26 protein-coding genes are annotated in these 25,642 nt (G+C 46.7%); 4 read left to right on the top strand and 22 right to left on the bottom strand.

The window, feature by feature from the left end; translation table 11 throughout:
• Nucleotides 1–34: 34 nt before the first annotated feature.
• Nucleotides 35–2,185 carry a peptidoglycan D,D-transpeptidase FtsI family protein gene (locus tag K6T23_RS11435; RefSeq protein WP_079516096.1) on the bottom strand — a complete coding sequence of 717 codons (2,151 nt, stop codon included), beginning with the start codon at nt 2,183–2,185 and terminating at the stop codon, nt 35–37.
• A 274-nt stretch (nt 2,186–2,459) separates the two neighbouring features.
• Between K6T23_RS11435 and K6T23_RS11430 the strand changes: the two genes are divergently transcribed.
• Nucleotides 2,460–2,852, top strand: a complete 393-nt coding sequence (locus K6T23_RS11430; protein WP_079516095.1) for a sporulation protein — start codon at nt 2,460–2,462, stop codon at nt 2,850–2,852.
• A 64-nt stretch (nt 2,853–2,916) separates the two neighbouring features.
• Here the strand turns inward: K6T23_RS11430 and K6T23_RS11425 are convergent, their stop codons facing one another.
• A complete protein-coding gene (locus tag K6T23_RS11425) occupies nt 2,917–3,627 on the bottom strand; it encodes a nucleotidyltransferase domain-containing protein (RefSeq protein ID WP_238281096.1) in 711 nt (236 codons plus the stop codon).
• Nucleotides 3,624–4,262 (bottom strand): hypothetical protein, encoded by a 639-nt coding sequence (locus K6T23_RS11420; RefSeq protein ID WP_238281095.1) that lies wholly within the window; start codon nt 4,260–4,262, stop codon nt 3,624–3,626. Before K6T23_RS11420 ends, K6T23_RS11425 begins: the two co-directional genes overlap by 4 nt.
• 163 nt (nt 4,263–4,425) lie before the next feature.
• Here K6T23_RS11420 and K6T23_RS11415 point away from each other — a divergent pair, with 163 nt between their 5' ends.
• Nucleotides 4,426–4,863, top strand: a complete 438-nt coding sequence (locus K6T23_RS11415) for a hypothetical protein (RefSeq protein WP_053427069.1) — start codon at nt 4,426–4,428, stop codon at nt 4,861–4,863.
• Nucleotides 4,864–5,022: 159 nt separating this feature from the next.
• Here K6T23_RS11415 and K6T23_RS11410 read toward each other — a convergent pair whose 3' ends face one another.
• The 3 genes from K6T23_RS11410 to K6T23_RS11400 all read right to left on the bottom strand — a co-directional run bounded on the left by K6T23_RS11410 (nt 5,023) and on the right by K6T23_RS11400 (nt 7,549).
• Nucleotides 5,023–5,658: an FMN-dependent NADH-azoreductase gene (locus tag K6T23_RS11410; RefSeq protein ID WP_053427070.1), complete on the bottom strand. Its 636-nt coding sequence runs from the start codon at nt 5,656–5,658 to the stop codon at nt 5,023–5,025.
• Nucleotides 5,659–5,870: 212 nt separating this feature from the next.
• Entirely contained in the window at nt 5,871–6,296 is a 426-nt protein-coding gene (locus K6T23_RS11405) for a DUF1801 domain-containing protein (RefSeq protein ID WP_238281093.1), read from the bottom strand.
• 95 nt (nt 6,297–6,391) lie between these two features.
• Nucleotides 6,392–7,549, bottom strand: coding sequence for an N-acetylmuramoyl-L-alanine amidase family protein (locus K6T23_RS11400; RefSeq protein WP_238281092.1), 1,158 nt, complete (start codon nt 7,547–7,549; stop codon nt 6,392–6,394).
• A gap of 289 nt (nt 7,550–7,838) precedes the next feature.
• Here K6T23_RS11400 and K6T23_RS11395 point away from each other — a divergent pair, with 289 nt between their 5' ends.
• Complete coding sequence (locus K6T23_RS11395; RefSeq protein ID WP_056536580.1) at nt 7,839–8,225, top strand: sporulation protein; 387 nt, start codon at nt 7,839–7,841, stop codon at nt 8,223–8,225.
• Between the two features lie 319 nt (nt 8,226–8,544).
• On the opposite strand, the gene K6T23_RS11390 is transcribed toward K6T23_RS11395, so the two are convergent.
• From K6T23_RS11390 to K6T23_RS11370, 5 genes are all read right to left on the bottom strand, one after another.
• Complete coding sequence (locus K6T23_RS11390) at nt 8,545–9,006, bottom strand: GNAT family N-acetyltransferase (protein WP_238281090.1); 462 nt, start codon at nt 9,004–9,006, stop codon at nt 8,545–8,547.
• Between the two features lie 15 nt (nt 9,007–9,021).
• Entirely contained in the window at nt 9,022–10,161 is a 1,140-nt protein-coding gene (locus tag K6T23_RS11385) for an ABC transporter permease (protein WP_238281089.1), read from the bottom strand.
• Nucleotides 10,121–10,855, bottom strand: coding sequence for an ABC transporter ATP-binding protein (locus tag K6T23_RS11380; protein ID WP_238281088.1), 735 nt, complete (start codon nt 10,853–10,855; stop codon nt 10,121–10,123). The genes K6T23_RS11385 and K6T23_RS11380 overlap by 41 nt, the downstream gene beginning before the upstream one ends.
• A gap of 45 nt (nt 10,856–10,900) precedes the next feature.
• Nucleotides 10,901–12,169, bottom strand: coding sequence for an MFS transporter (locus K6T23_RS11375; RefSeq protein ID WP_238281087.1), 1,269 nt, complete (start codon nt 12,167–12,169; stop codon nt 10,901–10,903).
• A gap of 102 nt (nt 12,170–12,271) precedes the next feature.
• The gene (locus tag K6T23_RS11370; protein ID WP_148984245.1) at nt 12,272–12,886 is read right to left on the bottom strand and encodes an ArsR/SmtB family transcription factor; all 615 of its coding nucleotides are present in this window, start codon (nt 12,884–12,886) and stop codon (nt 12,272–12,274) included.
• 361 nt (nt 12,887–13,247) lie between these two features.
• Here K6T23_RS11370 and guaC point away from each other — a divergent pair, with 361 nt between their 5' ends.
• Nucleotides 13,248–14,231, top strand: coding sequence for a GMP reductase (gene guaC / locus K6T23_RS11365; protein WP_337946947.1), 984 nt, complete (start codon nt 13,248–13,250; stop codon nt 14,229–14,231).
• A 48-nt stretch (nt 14,232–14,279) separates the two neighbouring features.
• Here guaC and K6T23_RS11360 read toward each other — a convergent pair whose 3' ends face one another.
• From K6T23_RS11360 to K6T23_RS11310, 11 genes are all read right to left on the bottom strand, one after another.
• Nucleotides 14,280–14,993 (bottom strand): class I SAM-dependent methyltransferase, encoded by a 714-nt coding sequence (locus K6T23_RS11360; RefSeq protein WP_056536599.1) that lies wholly within the window; start codon nt 14,991–14,993, stop codon nt 14,280–14,282.
• Between the two features lie 283 nt (nt 14,994–15,276).
• Nucleotides 15,277–16,026: a serine hydrolase gene (locus K6T23_RS11355; protein WP_162244139.1), complete on the bottom strand. Its 750-nt coding sequence runs from the start codon at nt 16,024–16,026 to the stop codon at nt 15,277–15,279.
• Between the two features lie 35 nt (nt 16,027–16,061).
• Complete coding sequence (locus K6T23_RS11350) at nt 16,062–17,066, bottom strand: ABC transporter ATP-binding protein (RefSeq protein WP_238281085.1); 1,005 nt, start codon at nt 17,064–17,066, stop codon at nt 16,062–16,064.
• Between the two features lie 12 nt (nt 17,067–17,078).
• Nucleotides 17,079–17,984, bottom strand: coding sequence for a C40 family peptidase (locus K6T23_RS11345; protein ID WP_337946906.1), 906 nt, complete (start codon nt 17,982–17,984; stop codon nt 17,079–17,081).
• Nucleotides 17,962–19,080, bottom strand: a complete 1,119-nt coding sequence (locus tag K6T23_RS11340; RefSeq protein ID WP_148984241.1) for a dipeptide epimerase — start codon at nt 19,078–19,080, stop codon at nt 17,962–17,964. The genes K6T23_RS11345 and K6T23_RS11340 overlap by 23 nt, the downstream gene beginning before the upstream one ends.
• A 2-nt stretch (nt 19,081–19,082) precedes the next feature.
• Complete coding sequence (locus K6T23_RS11335; protein WP_079516084.1) at nt 19,083–20,009, bottom strand: S66 peptidase family protein; 927 nt, start codon at nt 20,007–20,009, stop codon at nt 19,083–19,085.
• Nucleotides 20,010–20,078: 69 nt separating this feature from the next.
• Nucleotides 20,079–21,704, bottom strand: a complete 1,626-nt coding sequence (locus K6T23_RS11330) for a peptide ABC transporter substrate-binding protein (protein ID WP_079516083.1) — start codon at nt 21,702–21,704, stop codon at nt 20,079–20,081.
• 42 nt (nt 21,705–21,746) lie between these two features.
• The gene (locus K6T23_RS11325; RefSeq protein ID WP_056536618.1) at nt 21,747–22,760 is read right to left on the bottom strand and encodes an ABC transporter ATP-binding protein; all 1,014 of its coding nucleotides are present in this window, start codon (nt 22,758–22,760) and stop codon (nt 21,747–21,749) included.
• 4 nt (nt 22,761–22,764) lie between these two features.
• The gene (locus K6T23_RS11320; RefSeq protein WP_373921182.1) at nt 22,765–23,715 is read right to left on the bottom strand and encodes an ABC transporter permease; all 951 of its coding nucleotides are present in this window, start codon (nt 23,713–23,715) and stop codon (nt 22,765–22,767) included.
• Complete coding sequence (locus K6T23_RS11315) at nt 23,712–24,644, bottom strand: ABC transporter permease (RefSeq protein ID WP_056536621.1); 933 nt, start codon at nt 24,642–24,644, stop codon at nt 23,712–23,714. The genes K6T23_RS11320 and K6T23_RS11315 overlap by 4 nt, the downstream gene beginning before the upstream one ends.
• A 14-nt stretch (nt 24,645–24,658) precedes the next feature.
• Nucleotides 24,659–25,483: a M55 family metallopeptidase gene (locus K6T23_RS11310; RefSeq protein ID WP_056536624.1), complete on the bottom strand. Its 825-nt coding sequence runs from the start codon at nt 25,481–25,483 to the stop codon at nt 24,659–24,661.
• Between the last annotated feature and the right edge of the window lie 159 nt (nt 25,484–25,642).

Raw genomic sequence — 25,642 nt, 5'->3', positions numbered from 1 at the left:
CAGGCACTCCCCTTAGTAGGGACTGCCTGTCTGATCATTCTTCTTCTGAGTCTATGACTTCTTTATCTGTTGATTCACTGTAATAACCCTTTTTCTCGTATTCCTTTTTCAACTCGAAGTATTTATCCATGGCTCGTTTAGCGATGGTTTTGTTGACATACGGATCTTTATCCTGATGAGATGCAGGGAGTACTACTGCAAACGACACTTCAGGATGTGAATACGGTGCGTACCCTACGAGTGTAGTGTTATAGGTTTCCAGGTTTTTTCCGCGTTCAGGAGCATAGTAGAATGCTTCAGCTGTACCCGACTTTGCGGCGGCATCATAAGGAGCGTTGGCAAAGTTATTAGCTGTTCCATTCGCACCATGGGCCACTCGGTAGAACCCTTGTTGCACTGAATGAATTTCTTCTTCAGAAGCATCAAGCCTATTTAACACTTTCGACTCGTGTTCATATAACAAGGATCCGACTTTTTCACTCTCATAGTTCGGCTCTCTGATTTCTTTCATGATATGAGGCTGCATCCGGTATCCTCCATTGGCGATGGTGGATACATATTGAGCCAATTGCATCGGGGTATACGTATCGTATTGACCGATGGCAAAGTCCATAAGGTTACCCGGCTTATACTCGGAACCCTGGAGCCCATCTGCTTCACCCGGAAGATCAATTTCCGTTTTGACTCCAAGTCCAAATTGTTTGAAATGATTACGGAATGTATCGAAGGTTTCTCTTTTGATGTTCATCGGTTGATCTTTTTGATATGTTACACCGGCTACTTTAAAAGCCGTTTTCCACATGTATGCATTTGAGGACCATTCAAGGGCTTGCTTATCCGTCATGTACATGGCTCCTCTGCTTTGGTTGAACCATGAGCGTTTGACTGGAGTATCTTTTATCTGGATGGCCTCATCCAAAAGGGATTCTCCGATAGCCAGACTGCCAGTCATATACCCTGTCAACACAGTGGCACCTTTTACAGCTGACCCCACTCCGTATTCCGAAGTAAAGGTTCCAAGTGCATCATCTTGTAGTTCCACATTTCCGTCTTTATCATGACCATATTTCTTCCCTACCATGGAGAGGATCTCACCCGTATAAGGATTCATCATAATCAGATAGGCACGATCAAGATACGGGGACTCCCAGCCTTTGGCGGCCTGCTTGCTTAACTCTTCTTCTACGATTGTTTCCAATTCTTTTTGAAGCTTTAGATCAATGGTAAGGTAGACGTCCTTTCCACTATGTCCTTCTTTAATCATCTGAGAGTCAATGACGCTTCCGTTTTTGGTGATGTGTTCAATCTCCTCTTTTTTTCCTTTCAAAAGACTCTCATACTCTGATTCAAAATAGCTGGTTCCGACCCGGTCGTTCATGGCGTACCCTTTGGATTTGAAGTCATCTACCAATTCTGTAGGGATTCCTTGTTCCGTTGTGGACACCTTACCTAAGATTGATCGCAATGTACTGTCCTGGACATACTTCCTCTCCCAGTCCGTAGTAACATTCACTCCTGGAAGACTTGAGAGGTTTTCACTTACCCTGGCCATCTCTTCATCACTGACGTTTTTATTCTTGACAATCTTCGGTGTCAGGGCATATCCGGTATTGAACTGGCGGAAGATAGCGAGTACTTTCAATTCCTCATTTGTAAAAGCCTTCAGTTCATTTTCAGGAATTCTGTCTAGTTGCATTTCATACGCTTTTTTGTTTCGTTCATCTTCGTCCAGTTCTTCATCGGCTTCCAATTTAGCCAATTCATCCTTGGTGACGAGCTCAGAGGCTTTTTCCTTGTTTCGGAGTAGCCAGTAATCTTGTTTGTCACGGTCGGTGATGCTCTCGATCACTTTTTCGTCAATATCAATCAGTTTGGAGAGGTTTTCAGCTACTTCCAGCATTTCTTTAGATTTTGTCGACTGAGTGCTTGTATACGTAATGGCATTCATCGGGACGTTATCAACAATCACATTCCGGTAGCGGTCATAGATTTTGCCTCGGGGTGGATTGCCGTTATCCGACTTGACGTTTTCCGTTCTCGATACTTCCGCTTCATATTGATTTCCTTTGACAATTTGCACAACACCAAGTCGGAGAATGAGCATGGAGAACAGAAAAAACACGGAAACGAACAGCAGATTCATCCGGACCGTCGTCTGATTTTTCTTTGCTTTCTTTTCCTTCATTCGATAACCCCTTTGTACGTTATATTCACTACCTGCGCGTCCGGCAGATAAGACTTCTTCCGCTTCCTATTGTATAGAAAGTCACCCTATTAATCTACCTCTATTTTACAACTATTCCATTATATTTTATATTTTCATGAGGTAAGTGAGCTTAATCGAAAAATGTCGAAAAACTAGTGTAGACATCGTTGATTTCTTTCTTTACAATATAGCTTTGTTAGAGGATAATTCTGCCCATGATCAGATAAATATTATAAAGAAAGCGAGGGTGAGAATGATGTTTGCAAAGTTGATGTGTAAGATGGGGATCGGTGCTGCGAAGATCGATCTTGTATTGCATCGTTCTGCCTATTGTCCAGGAGAACTCATTAAAGGGGAATACGAATTGATCGGCGGTAAAGTCGACCAGAAGCTGAAAAGGATAGAGACGGATCTGCTTCAATACAATGAAAAGACCGAGTGTTCATCCATCCTTCACCAGAATACAATCCTGAGCTCTTCCATTATGAAAGCAGGAGAGCAACGAAAAATCCAATTTGCCTGCCGTCTGGCAGATACATTCCCTCCGAGTAAAGAGGGCATCTCGTATAAATTTGTTACGCGTCTCATTTTTGAGGAAGGCATGCATCGAAAAGATCATGACAGCTTCCAAATCATACTTGATTAAAAAACCAAGGGTGTTCCGGTTCAACCGGAACACCCTTTTTAGTATAGTCAGGAGAATGGCCCATCTAAGGTTTCCCGATTGAGAATCCCTCGAACAAGCGGCCACCGAACGGACTGAGAGCTTGATTCACCAGAGTGATCACCCCTCTTTTCTTCCCATGTTTGTAATAGGAATCGAATGCATGGACAAAATGTTGTGCATATTCAGGGTCAAACTCCTTCAGTGCCCTCACGATCCATTTTGAACTTCCGACCCAACAACCATTGGTCCTTAAAACAAATTCATGTAGTAGTTCCGCCAGATGACCGGCAATGAACAGTCCCTCTCCCCGGTCGGTACACCCGTTGAAATCATCTAGTGCATCGGTTAGAAAATACCGCTTCCTATCAATGGTATCTTCATCCCAGCGTTCCGGTCCGGCACTGAGCAGCCTGTTTGCGGTAGCCTTTAATGAGTCGAGGGTTTGATTACTTTTTAGAGGCAGCCCTTCTGCGATCATCCGCGGTAGCGATGGCCTGCCGCGGAGACAATCATCTCTGAAAAAATCGAGGATCCCCGTCGGCGTGTGGACAAATAGTTCAACCGGCCACCCTTCCCACATCAGGCTTTCCCTGTAAGAAGAAGAGAGTTGGTTGGTCACGACGACGATATCCAGATCAGAAGTCGCCGTGTCCTGTCCTCGGACCACACTTCCACTTAATACGGCAGCTTCACATGAAGGGAACCGGACACGGATCAATTCTTTTGCAGCCTTGAGGGCACGCTCGATGGTCATCGTTGCACCTCCGGTTGAGGAAGTACATACGCTACCGTCCCCTCAATTCCTTTATCCTCCAGCAGCTGAACGACGGTTCTCATGTCACGCTCTTCTGTGAGTACTACGTAATTCGGCTGGAAAATCCCCCGTTTCAATAGCAGGCTGACCTTGTAACTATTGTTCAATCGTTCGTCCAACCCATATAATTCGTGCCACTTCACAACTTTCTCCACTTTATAGCCCTTCACCTTATTCCACGAGAAGAACCTGCCATTTAAAATGACGCCATCATTCAACAGGTAGATGTTACCCTGATGCCGGATCATGACTAAGAAGGTAAAGAAAATATAACCAAAATTAATGAATGAACCATGCAAAAAATCCATTCCGAATACTAGGATGAATAGAATGCTCATCAGAAGGATGAGGGCAGGCGTTCCCCAGTGGAGGGTCCGATAGGATTTAGAACGTTTATCAAGTGGGATCATAGGCTCCCACCTGTCAGGGACGATAATATTATCTAAATTCGTTTGCACTGAAGGATAATAGGCCTCATCTTTACGTTCAACCGCTTTTTTTATATTCAGGCGATAAGAAATCATATAAATGATACAAAAAAGATAGATGATGCTGAAACCGATGCTGATCCACATGTTGACTCCCCCAATTTATGTATGGTTTCTTCTATATACGATATAGCGGGTGGAAAAGTTTCATTTGGGGGTATCATCCATTTTTCAAAACTGAATCATGTGCACAGACGCATTCAGTGGACATGCATATACTGTACTAGATAACAAGACAGGAGGTGAAAATATGGGAATTTTTCTTGATGCGCGTACGTCACAAAATGCGAGCACGTATGGACAGATTTCAACACCAATCCTTGTAGGTCAAAATAGTCTTTTCGGAGTCGTCGGACTAGATGTTACAAAAGCGACTGTCGGGCAGATCAGGGTTCAATTCGAAGGAACGATGGCTGTTCAGCTGCCATTGCTCCCAATTGCGACGAACGTTGATATCACTATCATCCGTGGTACACAACAATCTGGTTTAATTACAGTGTATACAGCAAGGCAAGTTTTGGATTTATCCATTGTAGGTCCACAATTGATCACATTCGCTGGCGCTGACTTCAATCCTGGAATCCCTGCGAGTGGTCCACTGGTTTACTCCGCCTATGTCAGTGCCACAGCATTGGGTACTGTCAGGGTCGGCCCTGAAAGTTTCACGGCATTGGCTACCGCCGGCTAATCCGTGACCGGACAAGCAAGACAAGCATAGATCATGCATTACCCACCTTCCTCCCTAGATAAACGAACGGATAAGGGTGCTTCTTTCGCTGCAGAGGGAGTACTCATAAAAAACCGCCAGGCTGGTCATCCAGCCTGGCGGTCTTTTCAATTTCACCTATTAGAATGTTTTCGCAAGATCTTTTGCACGGGCAATTCCGTTTTCTTTGATCTCTTGCGCTTTTTCAGGCATAGCGTTGTGTCCTTCGATGAAGAGACCTTCGAAGCTAGGTACACCGTAGAACTGCATGATGAGTTCAAGGTAGCGATGTCCCATTTCCATTGCTGCTGCAGGACCTTCAGAGTAGATACCGCCGCGTGCTTGGATATGCAAGGCTTTTTTGTCTGTCAGAAGTCCAACAGGTCCGTGCTCGGTGTATTTGAATGATTTGCCTGCAACAGAGACAGAATCAATATACGCTTTCATAACTGGAGGGAAAGAGAAGTTCCAGAATGGTGTGACGAAAACATATTTGTCAGCTGCAACGAACTGGTCAGATAGTTCGTTCAGACGGGCTACTTTTGCTTGCTCTTCAGCAGACAATGCGTTGAACTCGCTTCCGCTTTGAAGTTTGCCCCATCCGCTGAATACATCTGCATCGATGTGAGGGATGTTTTCTTTGTAAAGGTCGATATGAACAACCTCATCTGATGGATTGGCTTCTTTGTAAGAATCGATGAATGCTTTACCTGCTGCCATGCTGAATGAAGCAGACTCATCATGTGGATGTGCAGTGATGTACAATACTTTTGACATGTGTGTATTCGTTCCTTTCTTATCTTGGGAGTTAATACCTCGTATATCTTGAACTGAGATATTCTTAATTCGAGATTAATCATATAAGATATCCGCCTCGATTGCAAGCCATAAGTTTGCGATGGGGTGGAATATGATTGAAATCTCTAACACAAGAACTCATTTTACCAGCGAAGCAAAAAAGAAAAATCAGTCTTTTGACTGACTCTTCTTCACCCGTTTGCAGGATATTTGGTTTGAAGTTCATGGATCGATAACCGGATCAATTCTTTCAGAATATCCGTGTCTACGCCACTTAACCGATTGATATACACACAGCCCTTTCCGCTTGTGTGTTTGCCAAGTTTCGATAAGAGTTTGTCTTTATCAGTTCCCGTACAGCCCAGATAGATAGAAATCTTGGATTTGCGCGGTGAAAATCCTGCCAATGCCGCATCCCCTTCATGCCCACTTGCATACGTATAGTGGTAGGATCCAAAGCCAATGATGCTCTTCCCCCACATCTTCCCTTCGAAACCTGATGCTTCAGTAAACAGATCCAGCAGTTTGAAAGCATCCTCCCTGCGAATCTCAGGCACGGACGTTTCGATGTATTCCAGGACGTCCGCATCCGTTTCCTTCGTTTTCAGTTCATACATACAATCCCTCCCTATCATGGATATACGACATCCCTCTTCTTAGTCCCTTCTCATCCATATAAAAAAGCCCGGAATGAAAATCCGGACCTTCTTGATTAATAAGAACGGAACTGTCCAAATTCACCTGATATATATGCTCGTTTCCCATTGTAGATGACTTCCCAGTAGCCGGTAGGACTATTCTTCCCTTTGACCGAGCCAGCAACCCGTATGGTCTGTCCTCGATTGATGGTACCGAGATTGACGGATGCGAGTCGATCCGGCCGGTCTTGGATGATGGCAGCATTCGCCACCCCGATGATGGTGATTTCTCCGATGGCTTTAATCGATGGTGATGATGGGGGCTGAGGTGTACTGGTACCAGCACCGACGACCTTCACAAACTGAGGTGACGCCGTCACATAGTAGGTGTTTCCTTTAGAATTCTTCACTTCATACATCTGGGCACCTTCTACGTTCAGCTTCGCTGTAATAGTAGGAAAGCCAAACCCGAATGCAAGTTTTCCTGCCACGAACGCTTGGTTGAAGGTCGGTTTAGAATAAAAATTCAATTGATCCGCACCTCGGTAGATTGATTCGACACGTTTTCCTATCTCACTCCCAGTTACAGGCTTTTGGGTTGGGGATGGAGCCGGGGCTGGAGCAGGCGCGCTTCCCCCTACATAAGGCACACCGAAATACTCACAGATTCCCTGTGCCTCTTCACGTGCCCTTTCCTGTTGGAAGGTCTGATTGATCATCAGTAAGGATTCCCTGCGGTTATCCATGAATCCATTCTCAATCAAGATGGCCGCATTTTTGAACTCGCGGGTGATATGGAGATTTTGTTCGATAATCCCCCTGAACTTCTGACGGGGATTTTGACGGATATATTTTGCCACCGTTTCTGCGAATTGTCTTCCTACTGCATCTCCCGGGTATATATGGATGGAATGTCCTTCAGGGTCATTGCCACCGGGGTCGAACCGGTCTTTCAAAGCATTGAAATGATTGGATACAAGCGCGTCAGCATTCAGTGAATTGGCGAGATCCGTCCTTTCTTTTAGTGGGGTATCCACATCTGTAGGGGCAGTCAAAACCGTTCGAAAACCACATCTCTCCAGCTCGATCTTCAGATAATTCGTCACAGCAGCATTGAATTCATTTTCTCGGATCTGCCTACCAAGGGATTCAATATAAGGGGTCCTTTTCCCCGCAGTTTCCATTCCATGCCCGTCATCAAGTGCAATCAAAAAGTCACTGGCCTTAGCCATAGTCATCACTCCTTTTACGTTACTATATGAAAAGCTCGTCCTTTTGGGAACGGCTTACATCCATTAACCGTAACATTTGACAGAATAGATATTTCTCCTTATGATAATCTCAACTGAATCCCATAAAGGGGAGTAGCTTATACGATGAGGTCGTCATTACGGGGTCAAGACCCCCGGCTTCATCGGCAACATGGTTGTTAGCGAGACCTTTACCGGAAGTATGTGGCTAAATGTGGCATCTCTTCTTGGTAAAGGTCTTTTACGTTCAATAAATAAAAGGAGGAGCCCTATGTTACTGCGAAAATACATGTCCTTAAACGGTGTCGGCTCAGCAATGATCGATTTGACCCTTCCCAAAGATCATTACCGAAAAGGGGAAAAGCTATCAGGGAAATTCCATATCAACGGGGGGATCGTGGACCAGCTCCTGACAAAAATTGAATGTCAGCTTGTCATGATCTATGAGAACGGCAAGAAAGAAGAGATAATCGATACGAGGATCGTGGCGATCACTCATGCTCTTGAGACTGAAGAGAAGGATATGTATTCATTCGTTTACCAGATTCCAGATGATCTGCCGGTTGAACACGCAGGAGCAAGGTACCTATTCAGGACAAAGCTCAAGTTTGAGGAAGGACAAGATAGCGTGGATGAGGATTACGTCACGATTCAATAACAATAGGAAAGAGGCTGGCACAAGAGTGTTTTAGTCATAGGAAAACCCGAACTATCTTGTCTGAGATAATTCGGGTTTTTGATTTGTTTCATGACCATTACGATTTACTTGTTCCTAGCGGTTGATTGGAGTGCAAGATGAAGACTCCGGCGGGAAGAGGAGTAGATGATGTGAGACCCCACTGGCTTGCTGAGGAGGCTCACGGGCTACCCGCGGAAAGCGAAGAAGTCTTGCATGGAAATCATGAGCGGTATAAAGAAGCCATACTCATATTGTTCGTCATGACCTTTTTTGTGTTGTCCCAATCTCTTAAATAAGACTATAATAGCTTCTTAGACATAATGATATTGGTCGTCTCAAACCCTGTGCCCGTATAAAGGCCGATGGCTGTTTTGTTATGACCGAACACGTGAAGTGAAATTTTCTCCATCCCCATATCCCGGCTGAGATCTTCCAATGCCTGAAGCGTTTGTTTTCCATACCCCATGCCCCGCTTGCTTTCGAGCATTTCAATATCAAAAATGTAATTTTCCTTCATTTCGTTATTGGCATGAAACCATAACATCCCAACATTTTCTCCCTCGTCCATGACGGTGAACAGATGGTGATCCGGTGTATCCTTCCCTTGTGGCAGAAGCTTTTGAAATTCGCTCTCAGACTGTTCAATCCCCGTTTCTTCCTTGAAATTACCGGCTTTTACTTTCTCCGCGGCATAAGAAGCGACGCTTCTATTCCGCCATGCTTCAAACTCATGATCACTCATTTTCTTCAATTCAACCATGTAGATTCCTCCTAGTTAAAAATAAACCGACCAAATCGTCGATAGTATCGTGATTGTCCCTGTCCAGATAAGGACGGGCGTTCCGAGCCACTTACCAAATCTGTTAGCAGCAGCGTACTCCGCCTCTTGATCAAATGGCGCCACTTCAAAGAACCGGTTGCCCATGAGCTTCTTGAAAATGGTAAGGAGCCAGAAGGTCATGAAAATAAGGATGCCCCCAAACAGCAACCACTTCAATAAAAGGGGAAGGAACAGAATTCCGGCTGTGGTGATGGAAATCATCTGTATATATGTCCGAAAGAAAGTTCCATTACGTAAAAATGCCTTTAAACATAGTTCCAGGATTCCATTTTCAGCTGTCCGTTCCCGGAATAAACGCCTGGAGTTCCTGAACAAGATCAATGGCCTGCCTCGTTTCCCTCCTTTTTCTTTTTCTATTTGAGTGGAAAGGCTATAAACGAGGTTTACATATTGATTTCGTTCCGATTGCTCGGTCTCCACTTCACTTTGGAAATCCCCTGTACTTTTCACCCCTTGAACGAAGTAACCAATGATAGTCGACAGCAGGATCAACACTGCCGCGATCCCATATATCGGAGAATCCGCAACTGTTGAGACCAGTACAAAGGCTGCTACCATGAATAGCATCAAGACTCCCCTTGACCATTTTCCCGCTATGTATTTCTTCATGAGCAGCACTGACCATTTGAGCAAGACGAATAGAATGAAGATCACGGCTATAGTCAAGGGACGTTCATCATATATGTTCACGAATATGGGAAGGGACAGGGCAACAGGTAAAACGAGTGACACCAGGATCTGTCCCACGGTGACCATAAGGCCCAGTCTTTTAAGTGCAATGACTTGCTCCTTCTTTTCTATCAGGAACAATAGATCCGGCTCTAGGACATAGGTGCGAATGTTTCCCCCGAGTGTCATGAAGCCCAATATAGACAGAAGGATCCAGACCGGGATACCAGAAGCCCAATAGGATTCCGTTTCAGTCCACCAATCCCGATAGAAAAAAGGCGCCATGACCGCAAACGGAACTACAAGGTAGAGGGCGATCGTCCAGTCGATGACCGAGCGGATCACCTTCCATTTCTGCCGCCACTCATCCTTGAATCGGTGCTGAAAAATGGGCCAGACCATCATTCTCCTCCCCCTCTGTCAGCGCATCGAAGCAATCGAATAGCGAGCCTGCTGGGAGTCCACTCTTTCTCCGGATGGCCTTCAGGTCCCCCTCGACGATCATTTCCCCTTCTGCTATCAGTACAAAGCGGTCGCAGATCCGCTCGGCGGTGTCAAGGATATGGGTCGACATCAGGACGCCCGCTCCCCTTTTACGCTCAGTTTCCAAAAGGGCGAGGAGTTTCTTCACGGCAGTCGGATCAAGCCCCATGAACGGCTCATCAATGATATAAAGATCCGGTTCTTTCAGAAACGCCAGGATAAGCATCATTTTTTGTTGCATCCCTTTTGAGAACTGATCAGGATAATGATGAAGAACATGGGTCAACCGGAAGTAGCTGACCAGGCTAGTCACTTTTTCTTCAAAGGCTGCCTGTTCTCCACCTAAGGTCGTGTACAGAAAGTCAATATGTTCCCTCATCGTCAGCCGTTCATAAAAAATCGGACGTTCCGGTATATACGCATAGGAAGAAATCTCGACCGTTCCCTTCACATGCTTCATAAGACCCAGGATGGTTTTGATTGTTGTGCTTTTCCCCGCACCGTTGGGCCCGATCAGACCGACAAGCTCACCCTTCCCGACCTCAAATGAAATGTCTTGCAGAATCAGGTCATCCCGGCTGTAACCTGCTTCTTGAATGGTTGTGTTCAATATCATATTCATGCCTCCAAAGACTGACTATCCCTTCTTATTCTACCATTATCATCCAATGTTTGTGGAGTGGGAATTTTCAGGTAAATGGAGATCCCCAGCAGACAGCTCATGTGTACTTGGAAGCCTGCGGAGCTTGGAGACACTTAACCAGAATATCGAAATGAAGACGATTGCGCCCGCTGCCGACATGAAGATGATGCCGCTTCCCCACCGGTCGGCCATAATCCCCCCAAAAAGGGAGCCAAGGGGCATGGCCACAGCACTCATGGACGCGACAACCGAAAATACCCTTCCCATCAGATGCGGTGGCAAGATGGACTGGATGGCAGCCCCCGTAATGACATTCGTTGCACCGATGGGTAGCCAGGCCAGGCCAAACAATATAGCCCCGATTATGGAAATACCCGAAAGGCCCGACACCATCCAGCTGGCCCCGCCTAGAAAATACAATGTAATGGTTAACCGGCCAAGCGGAAATCTGGATAGAACGGGAGCGAATAGTGCACCAGACAGAAGACCAAGTGAAATGGCTCCAAGATACCACCCAAACCAGGATGCCCCTGCTGATTCACCCGTGTATACAGGTAGGATGGCATATGTAGCGCCGATGGCCCCATTTGCAATCACGGACGCGACCAAGAAGATGGCCATATATGAGCGAAAAACAATCATCATCCCCTCTGCCAACTCCCCCTTATACAGAATAGTCGATTCCTTCAACGTCCTTTTCCTGGTCCTTTTTTTCTCTGGCAAACGAAGGGAGCTGTACACTAGAGCGGCTGCTAAGAACACAGCAGAATCCATCATAAAGAGGGTTACGGCACCGATCAATGGGAGAAGGATTCCCGTAAGGGCATTGAAGATCATGTCGGCTCCTTGGTAAGCGAACGTAAACAGAGCGTTCCCTTTTACAAGCTGTTCTTTTTTGATGATCCGTGGCAAGGCGGCTGTTTGGGCGGGATACGTAAACTGATTCATCATGGATACTATCGGCATGATCGTCAAGATCACGGCCACATTCAAATAGCCTATGAAATGGGCAACCGGAATCAACAAGATCAGTCCTGCCTGAAGCACCTGTACGTATGTCAGCAGCTTCTTTGTACTGAAACGATCGACCAGTGGACCAATCAAGAACTGCAGAACCGTCGGCAGCATGGTGAGGAAACCGGCCAATCCCGTATAAAAGGAACTTCCTCCCAGTTCGTACACAAGCCACATGGCGGCAACATAGTAGACGCTGTCCCCCATATTCGATAAAATCCTGCCTGTAAACATGAAGCTGAAGTTTCGATTTCTAAACAAATGCTCTTTCATCCCGTTCACCATCTCCTGACTGTAAGTTTTTTTTGACCGTTTTAGTAAAAAAATATACTCGGTTAAAATTATTTTACCGTTGTACTAAAAGAAAAGACCTTCTCACTGGTCTTTGTCTTTTACTCTTTCAAAAACAGGCTCTTCTACCCGGAAACCGTAGTTGGATACAAAATATCTCTTCTTGACCGACGCCTCTTCTGCTTCCGCGCGGCGATCAAGTTCTTCCATCAGTTTGAATTGTTCCTTGATGTACCACTTGAAGGTATCTTCCGAAGCTTGTATTTCCCAAGATGACGCCATCATATTCCACTCAGAAGGATCTTCACTCGAATCAACATCTTCAAGTGCTTCAGATGGTGCAGATAATAGCTTCGATGTCGTCTGTTCCATCATTTCAAGCATGAGATATTGTTTCATATCGCTGATTTCCTTCGTGTGTGGGAAAAGACTTGAATGGGGATAGAAACCTGTTGCCACAGACTGATAGAACTTTTGAATAATGCCATTTTTCTCTTCGGTTTTCACGATTTCTGCAAGACCAAGTTTTTCAAGCTCTTTCAGGTGATAATGAATCCGTGCTCGTGAAAGCTCGAAGATTTCGGACAGCTGCTGACCCGTATACGGCCGTTCAATCAGTTTGAACATCAGCCTGACCCGAAACGGATCGCTGAGAGCTTTAAGCTGATCAAGATCTTTGATGATATATATTCCTGCCATACTGCACACCTCTTTTTACTCGGTAAAAATAATTTAACGGTTATTCCTACTCTAATCCATTAGCGATCGATTTGCAATGGGAGAATGAAAATCGATTGAACATTCTTTCATCTGGATATACTGGTTGGTAAAAGAAAGAAGGTGTCCTGATGGTCCACGAATGTTCGTGCCCAAACTGTCTGTGTGAAACAAAAAAAGAATGCGACTGCCCCTGCTGCTGCGAAAAATAGTAATCGATTACAATGTGTCATCTTGAATTGATAAAAAACTTTGACAACAGTCAAGAAATCATGTACATTACCAATGGACGAACATTTCATTTTCGTCCGACGATAATTATTCGTGTTTAGGAGTGTTCATGATGGAAAACGTGTTCGACTATGAAGATATTCAATTGATTCCAGCCAAATGCATTGTTAACAGCCGTTCAGAATGTGATACAGCCATCACATTGGGTGGACATACATTTAAACTTCCTGTGGTACCTGCCAATATGCAGACCATCATCGATGAGAAGATTGCTATGTACCTTGCAGAACATAACTATTTCTATATTATGCACCGTTTCGAACCTGGGAAAAGAATCAGCTTCATCGAGGATATGCACGCTCGCGGACTGATTGCGTCCATCAGCGTGGGCGTGAAGGAAGAAGAATATCATTTTGTGGAGGAACTGGCCTCTAAGGGGTTGGTACCTGAATACATCACGATCGATATTGCACATGGCCATTCAAATGCCGTGATCAGCATGATCCAACATATTAAAAAACTCCTGCCTGAGAGCTTTGTTATTGCTGGAAACGTGGGGACACCAGAGGCGGTAAGAGAACTTGAACACGCTGGAGCCGATGCGACCAAGGTTGGGATTGGTCCGGGCAAAGTTTGCATCACAAAGATCAAAACCGGTTTTGGAACCGGAGGCTGGCAGCTTGCGGCATTGAGATGGTGCGCAAAAGCTGCAACCAAGCCGATTATCGCTGACGGTGGGATCCGGACGCACGGTGATATCGCCAAAAGCATCCGATTCGGTGCCAGCATGGTCATGATCGGATCGTTATTCGCAGGGCATGAAGAATCTCCTGGTGAAACGACCGAAATTGATGGAAAACGCGTTAAAGAATACTTCGGTTCTGCATCTGAATTCCAAAAAGGTGAAAAGAAAAACGTTGAAGGGAAGAAAATGTTTGTTGAGCATAAAGGTTCACTTCAAGATACCCTGACGGAAATGGAACAGGATCTTCAATCCTCGATCTCCTATGCAGGCGGAACGAAACTCGATGCCATCCGGACCGTCGATTATGTGGTAGTGAAAAATTCGATCTTCAATGGCGACAAAGTTTATTGATAGACTAAAAGAGTTGGGCGATGGACGCCCAACTCTTTTACTTTTTGTTCAGGACCGGGGCAGATCATGCTTGAATAATGCTGCCCATAGTCCATCGGATTCAAATACATCCTGATCGCTGTCCCCGACCATTTTCCGTATTTCCACTGGGGTGAAGCACTCAAAAATCCGAATGAGCTTTTCCTCTGTATATCCCATCCCGCCATGGAGCGATCCCGTTTGGTAGATCTCCCAATCTGATAGGGTGGCACCCCCATATTCTCCGTCTTCACAAAAACAGGCTAGGCCATAATATCCATCTTGCTTCAACGCATTCAGGATCACTTCTCTGTACCGGGGTCTTCTGTGTGGAGCAATATGGTGAAAACACCCCGAGTCGTACACTAGATCATATGCATCCTTTTCAATCTGATGTTCGAGGAGGTCTGCCTGGAAGAAGCGGATCGTTGCACCCGCTTCTTCTGCCCGCTCCCCTGCCCACTTTAGGGAAGTCGAAGAAAGGTCCATTGCATCGACCTCCCATCCGTTACTGGCGAGATAAATAGCATTCCTTCCGGCACCACAGCCAATATCCAGTGCTTTGCCCGTTTTCAATCGACCACTGTGTACATACGACACAAGGCTCTCATCGGGTCTACTTGTAAAAATAGGGATTTTCCGTTCGCGGTTTTCATAAAATCCTTCCCAAAAAGGCTTTGGATCCCTTAACCATGAATCCAGCATCTTCATTACATCATTATCATCTACAATCCATTCTCTCATCGTATATCCCCCCTCCTATAATTGTACAGGAAGGAAAGAATAGGCATGTTACACCCGTATGAAACAATGATGTTTTCCACAGGGGAAGGGTTGGGCCCAGGAACTCTCAAATGGGCCGTATGCTCCTCTTCTTCACCTTGATCGGTCGTTAGGATAGGCTTTAGAATCAGGGTAGCCTACTATCTTCCTCCAAGGTTGTAGGTCTTTCTGCGCCTTTCTGAGAGGAGCCCACATATTTGGATGGATGTTTTATATGACAATTATGACAAAACGATTACAGATATTAAGCAGTTAAATAATCATACACAAGCTTTCCGATTCTCGAGATCGCCATCCTTCCATCCTCTGGAACCTGCAGCTCATCAATCAGAACAGCCACATAAGCAATCTTTCCAGAAGTTGACTCCAAAATCGCACAATCATGTTCAACGCCAGGTAGTTCCCCGGTCTTATTGAAGACTTTTACATCTCCCCCTACCAATGCAGGAAGTTTATCACGGAATTGCTGGCGCGAGAGCATCATAAGCATTTTTCTCCTGGACGCCTCCTCAAAGGGACCTTCATTGATCCCTCTAAGACAGCTGACCACGTCCATGGATGACGTCCAATTGTCCTGCCCCATTTCCAGCAATCGGAAGTCCATCATCTTACGGTTCAAGAACGTCCGCTTTAGCTTCCAGGACAGGCAGAATCTGTTGATTGAATCCTTTCCAATCAGCTCGATCAGCTGGTTGGTGGCTGTGTTGTCTGAGACGGTGATCATGAGCGTCAACAAATCTTCAATGGACAATGTGATTCCATCATGCAACCCATATAAGACTCCTGCGCCTTCCACATGATCTTCATGACGCAGGACCACCATGGCATCACCCTTAAGGCTGCCTGTCTGGATCTGTTCAAATGCAGCCATCATGATCGGTAGCTTGATCAGGCTGGCAGAAGATATCCGCCGGTTCTCTTCCCAAGAAAGGGACTCGTCATTTGAGAGAATCGTGAAGCTTACACTGCCGGGACACTCATGTACGATCTTCATCAGATCCTCTCTCAAATCTTTTAGCCCTGCGGTTTTCATTTGGTTACGGCCACTTCGTCATGATCTTTGATTATGGTTTCATCGTAAAGGTGACACGCTACAAAATGACTTGATTCCACTTCCTTCCAGGTTGGTTTTTTCTCTGCACATACATCCATTGCGTGAGGGCAGCGCGTCCTGAATACGCATCCACTTGGGGGGGTGATGGGGCTAGGGATTTCACCCTTCAGGATGATCCGCTCCCTCCTGTCTTCCACGTCGGGATCCGGAATCGGGATGGCAGATAGTAGCGCCTGTGTATATGGATGCAGAGGCTTTTTGTACAGTTCCTTACTCTCAGTCAGCTCGACGATCGAACCCAAATACATGACACCGATCCGATTGCTGATATGCTTCACCATGGATAAGTCATGGGCTATGAACAAGAAGGTAATGCCTTTTTCCTTTTGGAGTTTCCTAAGGAGGTTGACGATTTGGGCTTGTACGGATACGTCAAGCGCTGATATCGGTTCATCTGCGATGATGAACTCAGGATCGAGAGCAAGAGCCCGTGCAATCCCGATCCGCTGCCGCTGTCCGCCGCTGAATTCATGTGGATATCGGTTAGCATGATCCCGGTTCAGACCGACGTCTTCCAGCAACTGATAGACCTTTTCCAACTGTTCCTTCTTATTCTTATAAAGCTGATGGGCCTCCATGGGCTCCGCTATGATTTCTTTCACTGTGGATCTGGGATTGAGAGAAGCATAGGGATCCTGGAATATCATCTGGATCTTACGGTGAAATGCATGCTGCTCCTTTGCGCTAAGTGCGTGGAGATTCCGACCCGCATATTCCACCTCCCCGTCCGTACATTCATAGAGCCCGATGATCGTTCTCCCAGTCGTCGATTTTCCGCATCCGGATTCTCCTACAAGCCCGAATGTTTCGCCACGATATATATCAAAGGATATGTCGTCCACCGCTTTTAGTAACTTTCCCTTATCCAGTCGGAAATGTTTTTTGAGCCGTTTCACTTGAAGTAGCTTTTCATTGGTCATCCTTACCGCCTCCTAGTCTTTCCAATAGCGCCTTGCTTCACAAAGTTCTTCCTCATAATACGTTCCTTTCAGCGATAGGGTCTCAATCGTCTTCCCTGTTTTTGGAGAGTGGATCATCACGCCGTCCCCATGGTAGATTCCAACATGATGGACCGCACCCTTGCCTTTCTCATAAGCAAAAAACAGGAGGTCTCCAGGAGCCAATGCATCCAATGGCACCTTCTTTCCGTGCAGGGCCTGATCATTTGCATCCCTTGGGATGATCACACCGTTAGCACGGCACATATTGTAGGAAAAACCTGAGCAATCATATCCAAAAGCGCTCATTCCCCCCCAAAGATAAGGGAGATCCAAAAATTGCTCTCCGTCTTTCACAATCGCAGCACCGTCTCCCTGCACATCCGGTATAGTACGTGAAGAGAAAACGATATCTTCCACTTGGAGGGTACCAGGCCCTTTCGGTGTCTGTACCCGAACGGCTTCCTCCGTTTGATTGATTACCGGAAGGGCAGTCAGATAGCTTAATTTCAATCTTCCATTCTCATATTCCAATTCAGTGAACGGGACATTGACGATGGCATACCGGTCCTTCGGTTCCTTGATTTCATCCCTGCTCAACTGACAGCTCGGGATCCATCCTGGATATCCGTCTGCACATTTGGATGAAGGCTGCTCCGCCACGACTACCTCAGACCATTCCCCTTCTATCCCTACCACGTTTACTTCGGTTCCGAACAAGAGTTGTGATTGGATTAGATTGCGATCGCACAGCTCCAATAGTGATTCATAGTCCTGCGGGGCAATCCACTTTTCCAAGTCTACAGGGTCGGTCAGGATTTCTTCATCACGTTTTCTCGGGGATTGCGGTGTCGTCCATAAAGTGGCCACGGCCACATTAACTACTGACCTTTCCATCATTGGTTATCCTCCCTTTCTCCAAGTGAATATGTTTAATGCCCAATCCAGGACTTTCAGAAAGCCTGATCTGTTTCCCTTCATAGTTCGCCCCGCCTTCAAGAAAATCGTGCGCTAGCATAAGGGGAGCGTCAAAGTCGTATCGGGTGATATTCCGGCTGCTGGCTGCAAAGTGGGCTGCAGCGGTGATACCTAAACGGGACTCGATCATGCTCCCTACCATGCATTCCATTCCCGCAGCTTCTGCAAGGACGTTGATCTTGATAGCCTGGTGAATCCCACCTGCTTTCATCAGTTTGATATTGATGAGATCCGCACATCGGTTCTTTATCACTTCCAATGCTTGAAGTGGACTGAAGACACTCTCATCGGCCATGATCGGTGTATCGACTTGGTCCGTCACCCATTTGAGTCCGTTCAGGTCATGAGCGGGAACCGGCTGTTCGATCAATTCGATTCCTAGATCAGAGTCTTCCATTTTTTTGATGGCACGGACTGCCTCTTTTGCTCCCCAGCCCTGATTCGCATCGAGCCGGATCTGCACATGCCTACCAATTGCCTCACGAATCGCCTGGATCCGGCGGATATCCTTTTCTATGTCATCTTTACCTACCTTGACTTTTAATACATCAAATCCTTCTCTTATGTACTGACGTGCATCATCGGCCATTTCAGACGGCTCATTGACACTGACGGTGAAATCCGTTTCCAATCGATTCTTGTACCCTCCGAGAAACTGATAAAGGGGGAGTCCGCTTCGCTGAGCTACTAGATCATAGATTGCCATATCAACGGCTGCTTTTGCACTTCCGTTCCCGGTCATGCATGCTTGGATCCGGTGGAATATCTCTTCATGATTCAATAGATCCCCTTTTAACAAGGCAGGCTTGAGATGATAGTGGATCGCTCCTTCTATACTTTGAAGGGTCTCTCCTGTTATGACAGCTGTGGGCGGGGCCTCACCCCACCCGATCCGTCCATCTTCACAGGTGATCTTCACAATGATCGCTTCAGCGGCGGTCACGGTCCTCAGGGCTGTTTTAAATGGCTTGATCAGTGGAACATGGGTTTGAAAAGTTTCGATTTTTTGGATGATCATATTCATGACCCCTTTCGAAGCCCGGATTCGATTCTAAAGGAAAGATCCGTTGTATCCATAAAGCCGTGTGCCCCGAATGGAATGGCAAAGCTAGGTGAAGAATGACCAATCATGAATCCTTTAAGGGTCGGTTTTCCAGCGGGAATGATATGGTGGTTGATCACTTCATCCAAGCTGAGAGAGCGGTCCCGTTTAACTGGATTGCAGTTTTTGAAATCTCCGATGATGATACCGGACGCTTCGGATAATTTCCCTGCCATCTTCAATTGATTGAGCATCCGATCCACTTTATAAGGTTCCTCATCAATCTCTTCGATGAAGAAGAGTTTTGCTTTTGTATCGATTTCATGCGGTGTTCCCAATGAATTGACCAACAGTGTCAAGTTCCCGCCCACAACGGCACCGTCTGCTTTCCCTTCTACCAATGTTTCAATGGTTGATAGCGACTCTGGATAAATGACGTCCTCAGTGTCAAAGAGCTGATCAAAAGATTTCTTTGTCCACTCCGGTACAGAGTCCAGTCCGATATCAGAGCTTAGCATGGGACCGTGGAATGTTACGAGACCAGTCTGCTGGAATATGGCCGTATGTAAAAAAGTGATATCACTATAGCCCCAAAAAATCTTTGGATTGCTGCGGATGAGGCTGAAGTCAATATCTGAAACGATCCTTCCTGTTCCCACCCCACCGCATGCACAAATGATTCCTTTTATTTCAGGATCTCTGAACATGTCATGCAAATCTGCCAGTCGTTCTTCATCCTTGCCTGCAAGGTATCCATTTTTTTCATAAAGATGCTTTCCGATCACAGGTTCTAGTCCGAGCTCTTTCAGAAAAGGCAGTGCCTTTTCAAAGTTTTCGACATTTGGGGGACTGGCCGGTGCAATCACACCCACTTTATCTCCCTTTTGTAAAGGTGAAGCTTTCATAGGTAGCACATCCTTTTAGTAGAAAAAGAGGGAGGGACAATGAGATTCCCACTGTCCTTCCCGCTCCTTTTATTTTTTGTCCGCCCATTTAAGCTCCATATAGCCCACAGGATGACGGACGATACCTGAAACATCTTCATTTTGCATATATACGTAGTTGTAGAAATGGATCGGGATGATCGGCATATCGTCCATGAGGATTTTCTCTGCTTCATACATCATGTCGAAACGCTTCTGTTCATCTGCTTCGTTCAACGCCGATTGAATCAACTCGTCGTATTTTTTATTACTCCAGGCGGTCCTGTTCATGGAATGCCCCGTCTGGAAGTTTTCAAGGAAGTTGATCGGATCTGCATAATCTGCCAGGAAGGAGCTTCTGGAAAGCTGGAATTTACCTGCTTTTTGTTCATCCTGGAACACATTCCACTCCATATTGGCAAGCTTCACATCCACTCCTAGATTGTCCTTGAACATTTGCTGCATTGCTTCGGCAATTTTCTGATGAGTGTCACTCGTGCTGTAGGTCAAGGTAACGGCAGGAAGCTTTTCATAGCCTTCTTCCTTCATTCCTTTTTCTAAAAGACTCTTGGCTTCCTCTACATCCGTCGCGGTAAGATCACCGCTCGTTTTGCGGAAATCGTTTCCGTCGGCATCATTGAACCCGCTGGCGACAAATCCGTAGGCGGCTTCTTCTTTGTTCTTGGTCACATAGTCGACCATCTGCTTCTGATCCACTGCCATGGAGAACGCTTTCCGGATATTTTTATTTTGGAATGGCTCCTGATCAAGATTGAACCTGTAGAAGTACGTACCAGCCTGCTCTTCTACGTTGACCTTTCCGTCCTTGAACAGTTCCTCGCTCAGGTCTGCCGGTACGTCTGCGGTATCGAGCTCGCCTGTTTTGAATAATTGATAATCTGTGTTGGAGTCATTTACCATGGCCCAGTGGACTTCTTTTAGCTTCACGTTCTCTTTGTCCCAGTATTGATCATTCTTTTCCATTACGAAATGGCTATCATGCTCCCATTCCTTTAATTTGAATGGACCATTCGCCACGAAGCTGTCTGCCTCGGCAAACCACTGAGGATTATCGGTGGCGACTTTTTCATTGATTGGGAAGAATGCAGGATTGGCGATGACGCTCAGGAAGTAAGCCTGAGGGCTTTTCAATGTCACTTCGAACGTTTTTTCATCCACCGCTTTCACTTTTACGTCATCTGCACTGCCCTTTCCGGTATTATATGCTTCACCGCCCTCGATAAAGTACCCGAGGAAGGATGCCGGAGATCCAGTTTCAGGATTGAGCAGGCGCTTCCAGGCAAATACGAAATCATTGGCCGTTACATCGTCCCCATTTGACCACTTGGCATTTTCTCTCAGGTGGAAGGTATAGACTTTTCCATCTTCCGATACATCCCACTTTTCAGCCATGGCCCCTTCCGGCTCATGTTTGTCGCTTAGTCTCGTCAACCCTTCCATTAAGTTATTCAGCGCTGTCCATGAATAGGAATCGAATCCGATCGGCGGATCAAAGGATGTCGGCTCCGCTCCATTGTTCAAATAAAGGATCTTTTCCCCTTTCCCGTCCTTTGAATCCTTTCCTTCCGAATTGCTTCCAGCATCTTCGTTGGCCGTACAAGCAGCCAGCATGACAAGGATGATCCCGAAAATAAACAGCTTGCTCCATTTCTTCATCTGATTTCCCCCTTATGATTTTTAATCTATCAATCTGTGAATCTAACGGATCGTTACATTCACAGCTGAAAGCATGGCTTGTTTTGCCCGATCATCCTGCAACCAGCAATCCACATGATGATCCTTTGAAAGGCGGGTCTTCTCAGGGTGCACCCTGTCGCATACCTCCATGGCCATGTTGCATCTTGCAGCGAATGGGCATCCTGCAGGAGGTGCAAATAAATCCGGGGGTGATCCGGGTATGGGAATCAGATCCTCCCCTACAAGATCGAGCCTTGGTACTGAATGGAGAAGTCCCTTCGTATAGGGATGCTTAGGGGTATAAAATATTTCCCTGCGGGTCCCTTCCTCCACGATCTTCCCTGCATACATGACAGCGATCCGATCTGCCACCTGGGCGACAACCCCGAGATCATGGGTGATCAGGATGATGGATACACCCGTTTTGTCTTGGATTTCCTTGAATAGCTCAAGAATCTGAGCTTGTATCGTAACATCAAGGGCGGTGGTCGGTTCATCTGCAATCAGCACATCTGGCTGACAGACAAGGGCCATGGCGATGACGATCCTCTGCCTCATACCACCTGAGAACTGATGGGGATATTGTTTGAGGCGCTCCTCGGGGTTCGGGATGCCCACAAGCTCCAGCATCTTCCGCGCACGCACCCCCGCTTCCTTTCGTGTAACGTCCTCATGCTGCAGGATTCCTTCTTTGATCTGCTCCCCTATGGTCAGGGTCGGGTTCAGTGCGGTCATCGGATCCTGAAAGATCATGGAGATATCCTTCCCCCGTATACGCCGCATCTGAGCCTCCGAGCATCTTAAAAGATCTTTTCCTTTGTACAGGACGGACCCTTTTCGGATCCTGCCCGGTGGACTGGGGATGAGTCTCATGATGCTTTGAGATGTCACGCTTTTCCCGCAACCTGATTCCCCGACAATCGCGAGGGTCTCCCCCTTCTTCACCTGGAAACTCACACCACGTACGGCTTGAACTTCGCCTCCATATGTGGAAAATGATACATGCAGGTCATTCACTGATAGAACTTCTTCCATGGTGTTACCTCCTTAATTTCGGATCCAGCGCGTCCTGCAGACCGTCACCCAGGACATTGAAAGAGAACATGGTGAGGGAGATGAAGAGCGCCGGGAAGAACAATCTCCACCAGTGCCCCGACAGGATCGTCGACAGCCCGTCATTGGCCATGACCCCCCAGCTCGCATATGGAGCCTGGATCCCCAATCCTAGAAAGCTCAGGAATGCTTCGGCAAAGATGGCACTTGGAACGGTCAGGGTCATTTGGACAATGATCGGTCCCATTGTATTCGGAAGAAGATTCTTCCGGATGATTCTTCCCGTTTTCGTTCCAAAGGTTTTTGAAGCAAGAACGAACTCATAATTCTTGATCTGGAGGACCTGTCCCCTTACGATCCTCGCCATCCCGATCCATCCCGTCACGGTTAGGGCGACGATGATGGTCAACAATCCCGGTCCCATGACGACCATAAGCAGAATCACGACCAGAAGGTAAGGAAGTCCGTAAAGAATCTCGACGATCCTCATCATCACATTATCCGTCTTGCCTCCTTTATAGCCTGATATCCCTCCGTAAAGTATCCCGATGACAAAATCTATGAGAGCCGCCATGAACCCGACAAACAGGGAGATGCGAGCTCCATACCATGTCCGGGTAAAAACATCCCTTCCCATGTCATCCGTTCCGAACCAATGACCGGCTGAAGGCGGGAGGTTCTGGTCGGCAAGAATCTGTTTCGTGACATTGTGAGGAGAGAGGATCGGTCCGAGAATGGCCATGACAATCAGGGCGACCAGAAAAGACAGTCCGAGCATGGCAAGCTTGTTCTTCACGAGTCGCTTCCACGCATCCTGCCAGTAGGAGAGGCTCGGCCTGACGACTGCCTCCCGCTCATTTTTACTCTTATCCAATGGGGCAAACCATTCGTCAGGAACGGTTGTCACTTTTTCTTCTCGTTTGGGGATCGCCATCATCTAGCCTCCTTCTTATGTAGTTTGATCCGCGGATCGAGCAGTCCATATGCCACATCCACCAAGAAAAGCATGACGATCAGGAAGGCACTGTAAAAGACGGTCGTCCCCATGATGACCGGATAATCACGCTGATTGATGCTCTCGACGAAATATTTTCCCATGCCCGGTATGGCAAAGATCTGTTCAATGACGAATGTACCCGTCAAGATTCCGGCTGCCAGTGTACCAAGGATGGTCACCACAGGCATGAGGGCATTTCGGAGGGCGTGCTTGAACACGATTTTCCACGGGGAGAGCCCCTTGGCCCGTGCTGTCCGGATATAATCCTGGGTAAGGACTTCGAGCATGCTTGAACGCGTCAGCCTGGCTATGATGGCCATTGGTCCTGTGGCGAGCGCCAAGGTGGGCAGAATCATATGCCTCCAGCTCTGCCAAGTTGCAACCGGTAGAATCTCCCAGTACACTGCGAATTGTTGAATCAGCATGGTAGCCATGACGAAGTTTGGGATCGAGATCCCCAGCACAGCGAATGTCATGGCCATATAATCAATGAATCCGTTATGTCTCAGGGCTGCCACGATACCGAGTGTGATCCCGGAAATGACGGCGATGACCAAGGTGATCATCCCGAGTTCGAATGAGATCGGAAAGCCTCTGCTCAGCAAATCATTGACCGTCTGGGACGGCTTGGTAATGGAAGGACCAAAATCCAGTGTCATAAGCGATTTCAAATATAGCCCGTATTGGACCATCAGGGGCTCATCGAGGTGATAATGGGCTTCAAGATTTTTTTGGACGGCTTCGCTTGTATTGCGTTCTTCGTTAAATGGTGATCCCGGTATGGCATGCATGAGGAAGAACGTCAATGTGATGATCAGCCACAAGGTGATCACCATGGAAACCAATCGCTTCAACAGGTATGTACTCATCAGCTTCACACTTTCTAACAGAATGTAGTTTTCATTGCTAGTTCGGTCATGACAATCATCGCACGATAAGCTTCAAGGATATCTTTTGCATCAAAGCGGACCGTTGTCGAATCCGGTTCCAAGATTGTGCCTGGCATGGTACTTGCCCATTCAGCCTGACCGTAGTTGGCGAATTCGATGCGAAGGATCGGGTTTTCCGGAGGGATCAGGGGTTTGACTATCGACCGGTTGGAAAGAGCCGACCGGGTTTGTCTGGCAAGCAGGCCCGCGGCCTTCTTCGGCGTAAGACTTTTGGCTACCGATCTGGTAATGGCCTCTTTCACGATTGCCGTCGTGACCTCTGGGATCAATTCATTTGCTTCAATGGCTGCCTGATCATCACCCGATACCATGAGAACAGGGACGCCATAGAATCCCGCCACGAGAGCGTTGAATCCCATTTCTCCTATGGCTATGTCATTGATATACATATTCCTCACCCCGAAGGTCATGGAGTGGGACAGCACTCCCTTTTTCGATGCCCGGGCATGATAGCCAATAAAAAAAGCACCCGAAAATGACTCGTCCAACCCCTGTACCATGGAAAACGGCTTTGCTCCACCGGTGATCAGGGATGTGTCGGGATGCAGCAGTTCAATCATCAGATTATTCATTTGGGAATGGCTGTCATTGACGAGGATCTCTTGACAGCCTGCTTCAAAAGCAGCAGTGATGACGGCATTCGCTTCATCCGTCATGATTCTCCTTCCCCTTTCATAATTGTGCATCCTGGAATCAACGTGGGTTTGATCCACAAGCCCCGAGATTCCCTCCATATCCACCGAAATATAAATCTTCACCTTGCGTCCTCCTTTCATAGGAAAATATTATTAAATTTTCTTAATATTATAATAATTAAACAAGGAAGTGACAAGGTATTTCGAGAAAAAAAGGAATAAACTCCTAAAAATAGAGCCATGCCCCACCTCCTTTTCACCCATGGACATCTGAGTATCCTC

Origin of the sequence: Rossellomorea marisflavi (genome assembly GCF_022170785.1) — a bacterium.
Taxonomy (GTDB): Bacteria; Bacillota; Bacilli; order Bacillales; family Bacillaceae_B; genus Rossellomorea; species Rossellomorea marisflavi_B.
Note: the sequence above shows the minus strand (reverse complement) of the source record. Positions and strands in the feature narration are given on the sequence as shown.

Excerpts from the sequence above, each read along its gene's own strand:
- K6T23_RS11435 (WP_079516096.1), bottom strand. The coding sequence starts at position 2,185 with ATGAAGGAAAAGAAAGCAAAGAAAAATCAGACGACGGTCCGGATGAAT.
- K6T23_RS11430 (WP_079516095.1), top strand. The coding sequence starts at position 2,460 with ATGATGTTTGCAAAGTTGATGTGTAAGATGGGGATCGGTGCTGCGAAG.
- K6T23_RS11425 (WP_238281096.1), bottom strand. The coding sequence starts at position 3,627 with ATGACCATCGAGCGTGCCCTCAAGGCTGCAAAAGAATTGATCCGTGTC.
- K6T23_RS11420 (WP_238281095.1), bottom strand. The coding sequence starts at position 4,262 with ATGTGGATCAGCATCGGTTTCAGCATCATCTATCTTTTTTGTATCATT.
- K6T23_RS11415 (WP_053427069.1), top strand. The coding sequence starts at position 4,426 with ATGGGAATTTTTCTTGATGCGCGTACGTCACAAAATGCGAGCACGTAT.
- K6T23_RS11410 (WP_053427070.1), bottom strand. The coding sequence starts at position 5,658 with ATGTCAAAAGTATTGTACATCACTGCACATCCACATGATGAGTCTGCT.
- K6T23_RS11405 (WP_238281093.1), bottom strand. The coding sequence starts at position 6,296 with ATGTATGAACTGAAAACGAAGGAAACGGATGCGGACGTCCTGGAATAC.
- K6T23_RS11400 (WP_238281092.1), bottom strand. The coding sequence starts at position 7,549 with ATGGCTAAGGCCAGTGACTTTTTGATTGCACTTGATGACGGGCATGGA.
- K6T23_RS11395 (WP_056536580.1), top strand. The coding sequence starts at position 7,839 with ATGTTACTGCGAAAATACATGTCCTTAAACGGTGTCGGCTCAGCAATG.
- K6T23_RS11390 (WP_238281090.1), bottom strand. The coding sequence starts at position 9,006 with ATGGTTGAATTGAAGAAAATGAGTGATCATGAGTTTGAAGCATGGCGG.
- K6T23_RS11385 (WP_238281089.1), bottom strand. The coding sequence starts at position 10,161 with ATGATGGTCTGGCCCATTTTTCAGCACCGATTCAAGGATGAGTGGCGG.
- K6T23_RS11380 (WP_238281088.1), bottom strand. The coding sequence starts at position 10,855 with ATGATATTGAACACAACCATTCAAGAAGCAGGTTACAGCCGGGATGAC.
- K6T23_RS11375 (WP_238281087.1), bottom strand. The coding sequence starts at position 12,169 with ATGAAAGAGCATTTGTTTAGAAATCGAAACTTCAGCTTCATGTTTACA.
- K6T23_RS11370 (WP_148984245.1), bottom strand. The coding sequence starts at position 12,886 with ATGGCAGGAATATATATCATCAAAGATCTTGATCAGCTTAAAGCTCTC.
- guaC (WP_337946947.1), top strand. The coding sequence starts at position 13,248 with ATGGAAAACGTGTTCGACTATGAAGATATTCAATTGATTCCAGCCAAA.
- K6T23_RS11360 (WP_056536599.1), bottom strand. The coding sequence starts at position 14,993 with ATGAGAGAATGGATTGTAGATGATAATGATGTAATGAAGATGCTGGAT.
- K6T23_RS11355 (WP_162244139.1), bottom strand. The coding sequence starts at position 16,026 with ATGAAGATCGTACATGAGTGTCCCGGCAGTGTAAGCTTCACGATTCTC.
- K6T23_RS11350 (WP_238281085.1), bottom strand. The coding sequence starts at position 17,066 with ATGACCAATGAAAAGCTACTTCAAGTGAAACGGCTCAAAAAACATTTC.
- K6T23_RS11345 (WP_337946906.1), bottom strand. The coding sequence starts at position 17,984 with ATGATGGAAAGGTCAGTAGTTAATGTGGCCGTGGCCACTTTATGGACG.
- K6T23_RS11340 (WP_148984241.1), bottom strand. The coding sequence starts at position 19,080 with ATGATCATCCAAAAAATCGAAACTTTTCAAACCCATGTTCCACTGATC.
- K6T23_RS11335 (WP_079516084.1), bottom strand. The coding sequence starts at position 20,009 with ATGAAAGCTTCACCTTTACAAAAGGGAGATAAAGTGGGTGTGATTGCA.
- K6T23_RS11330 (WP_079516083.1), bottom strand. The coding sequence starts at position 21,704 with ATGAAGAAATGGAGCAAGCTGTTTATTTTCGGGATCATCCTTGTCATG.
- K6T23_RS11325 (WP_056536618.1), bottom strand. The coding sequence starts at position 22,760 with ATGGAAGAAGTTCTATCAGTGAATGACCTGCATGTATCATTTTCCACA.
- K6T23_RS11320 (WP_373921182.1), bottom strand. The coding sequence starts at position 23,715 with ATGATGGCGATCCCCAAACGAGAAGAAAAAGTGACAACCGTTCCTGAC.
- K6T23_RS11315 (WP_056536621.1), bottom strand. The coding sequence starts at position 24,644 with ATGAGTACATACCTGTTGAAGCGATTGGTTTCCATGGTGATCACCTTG.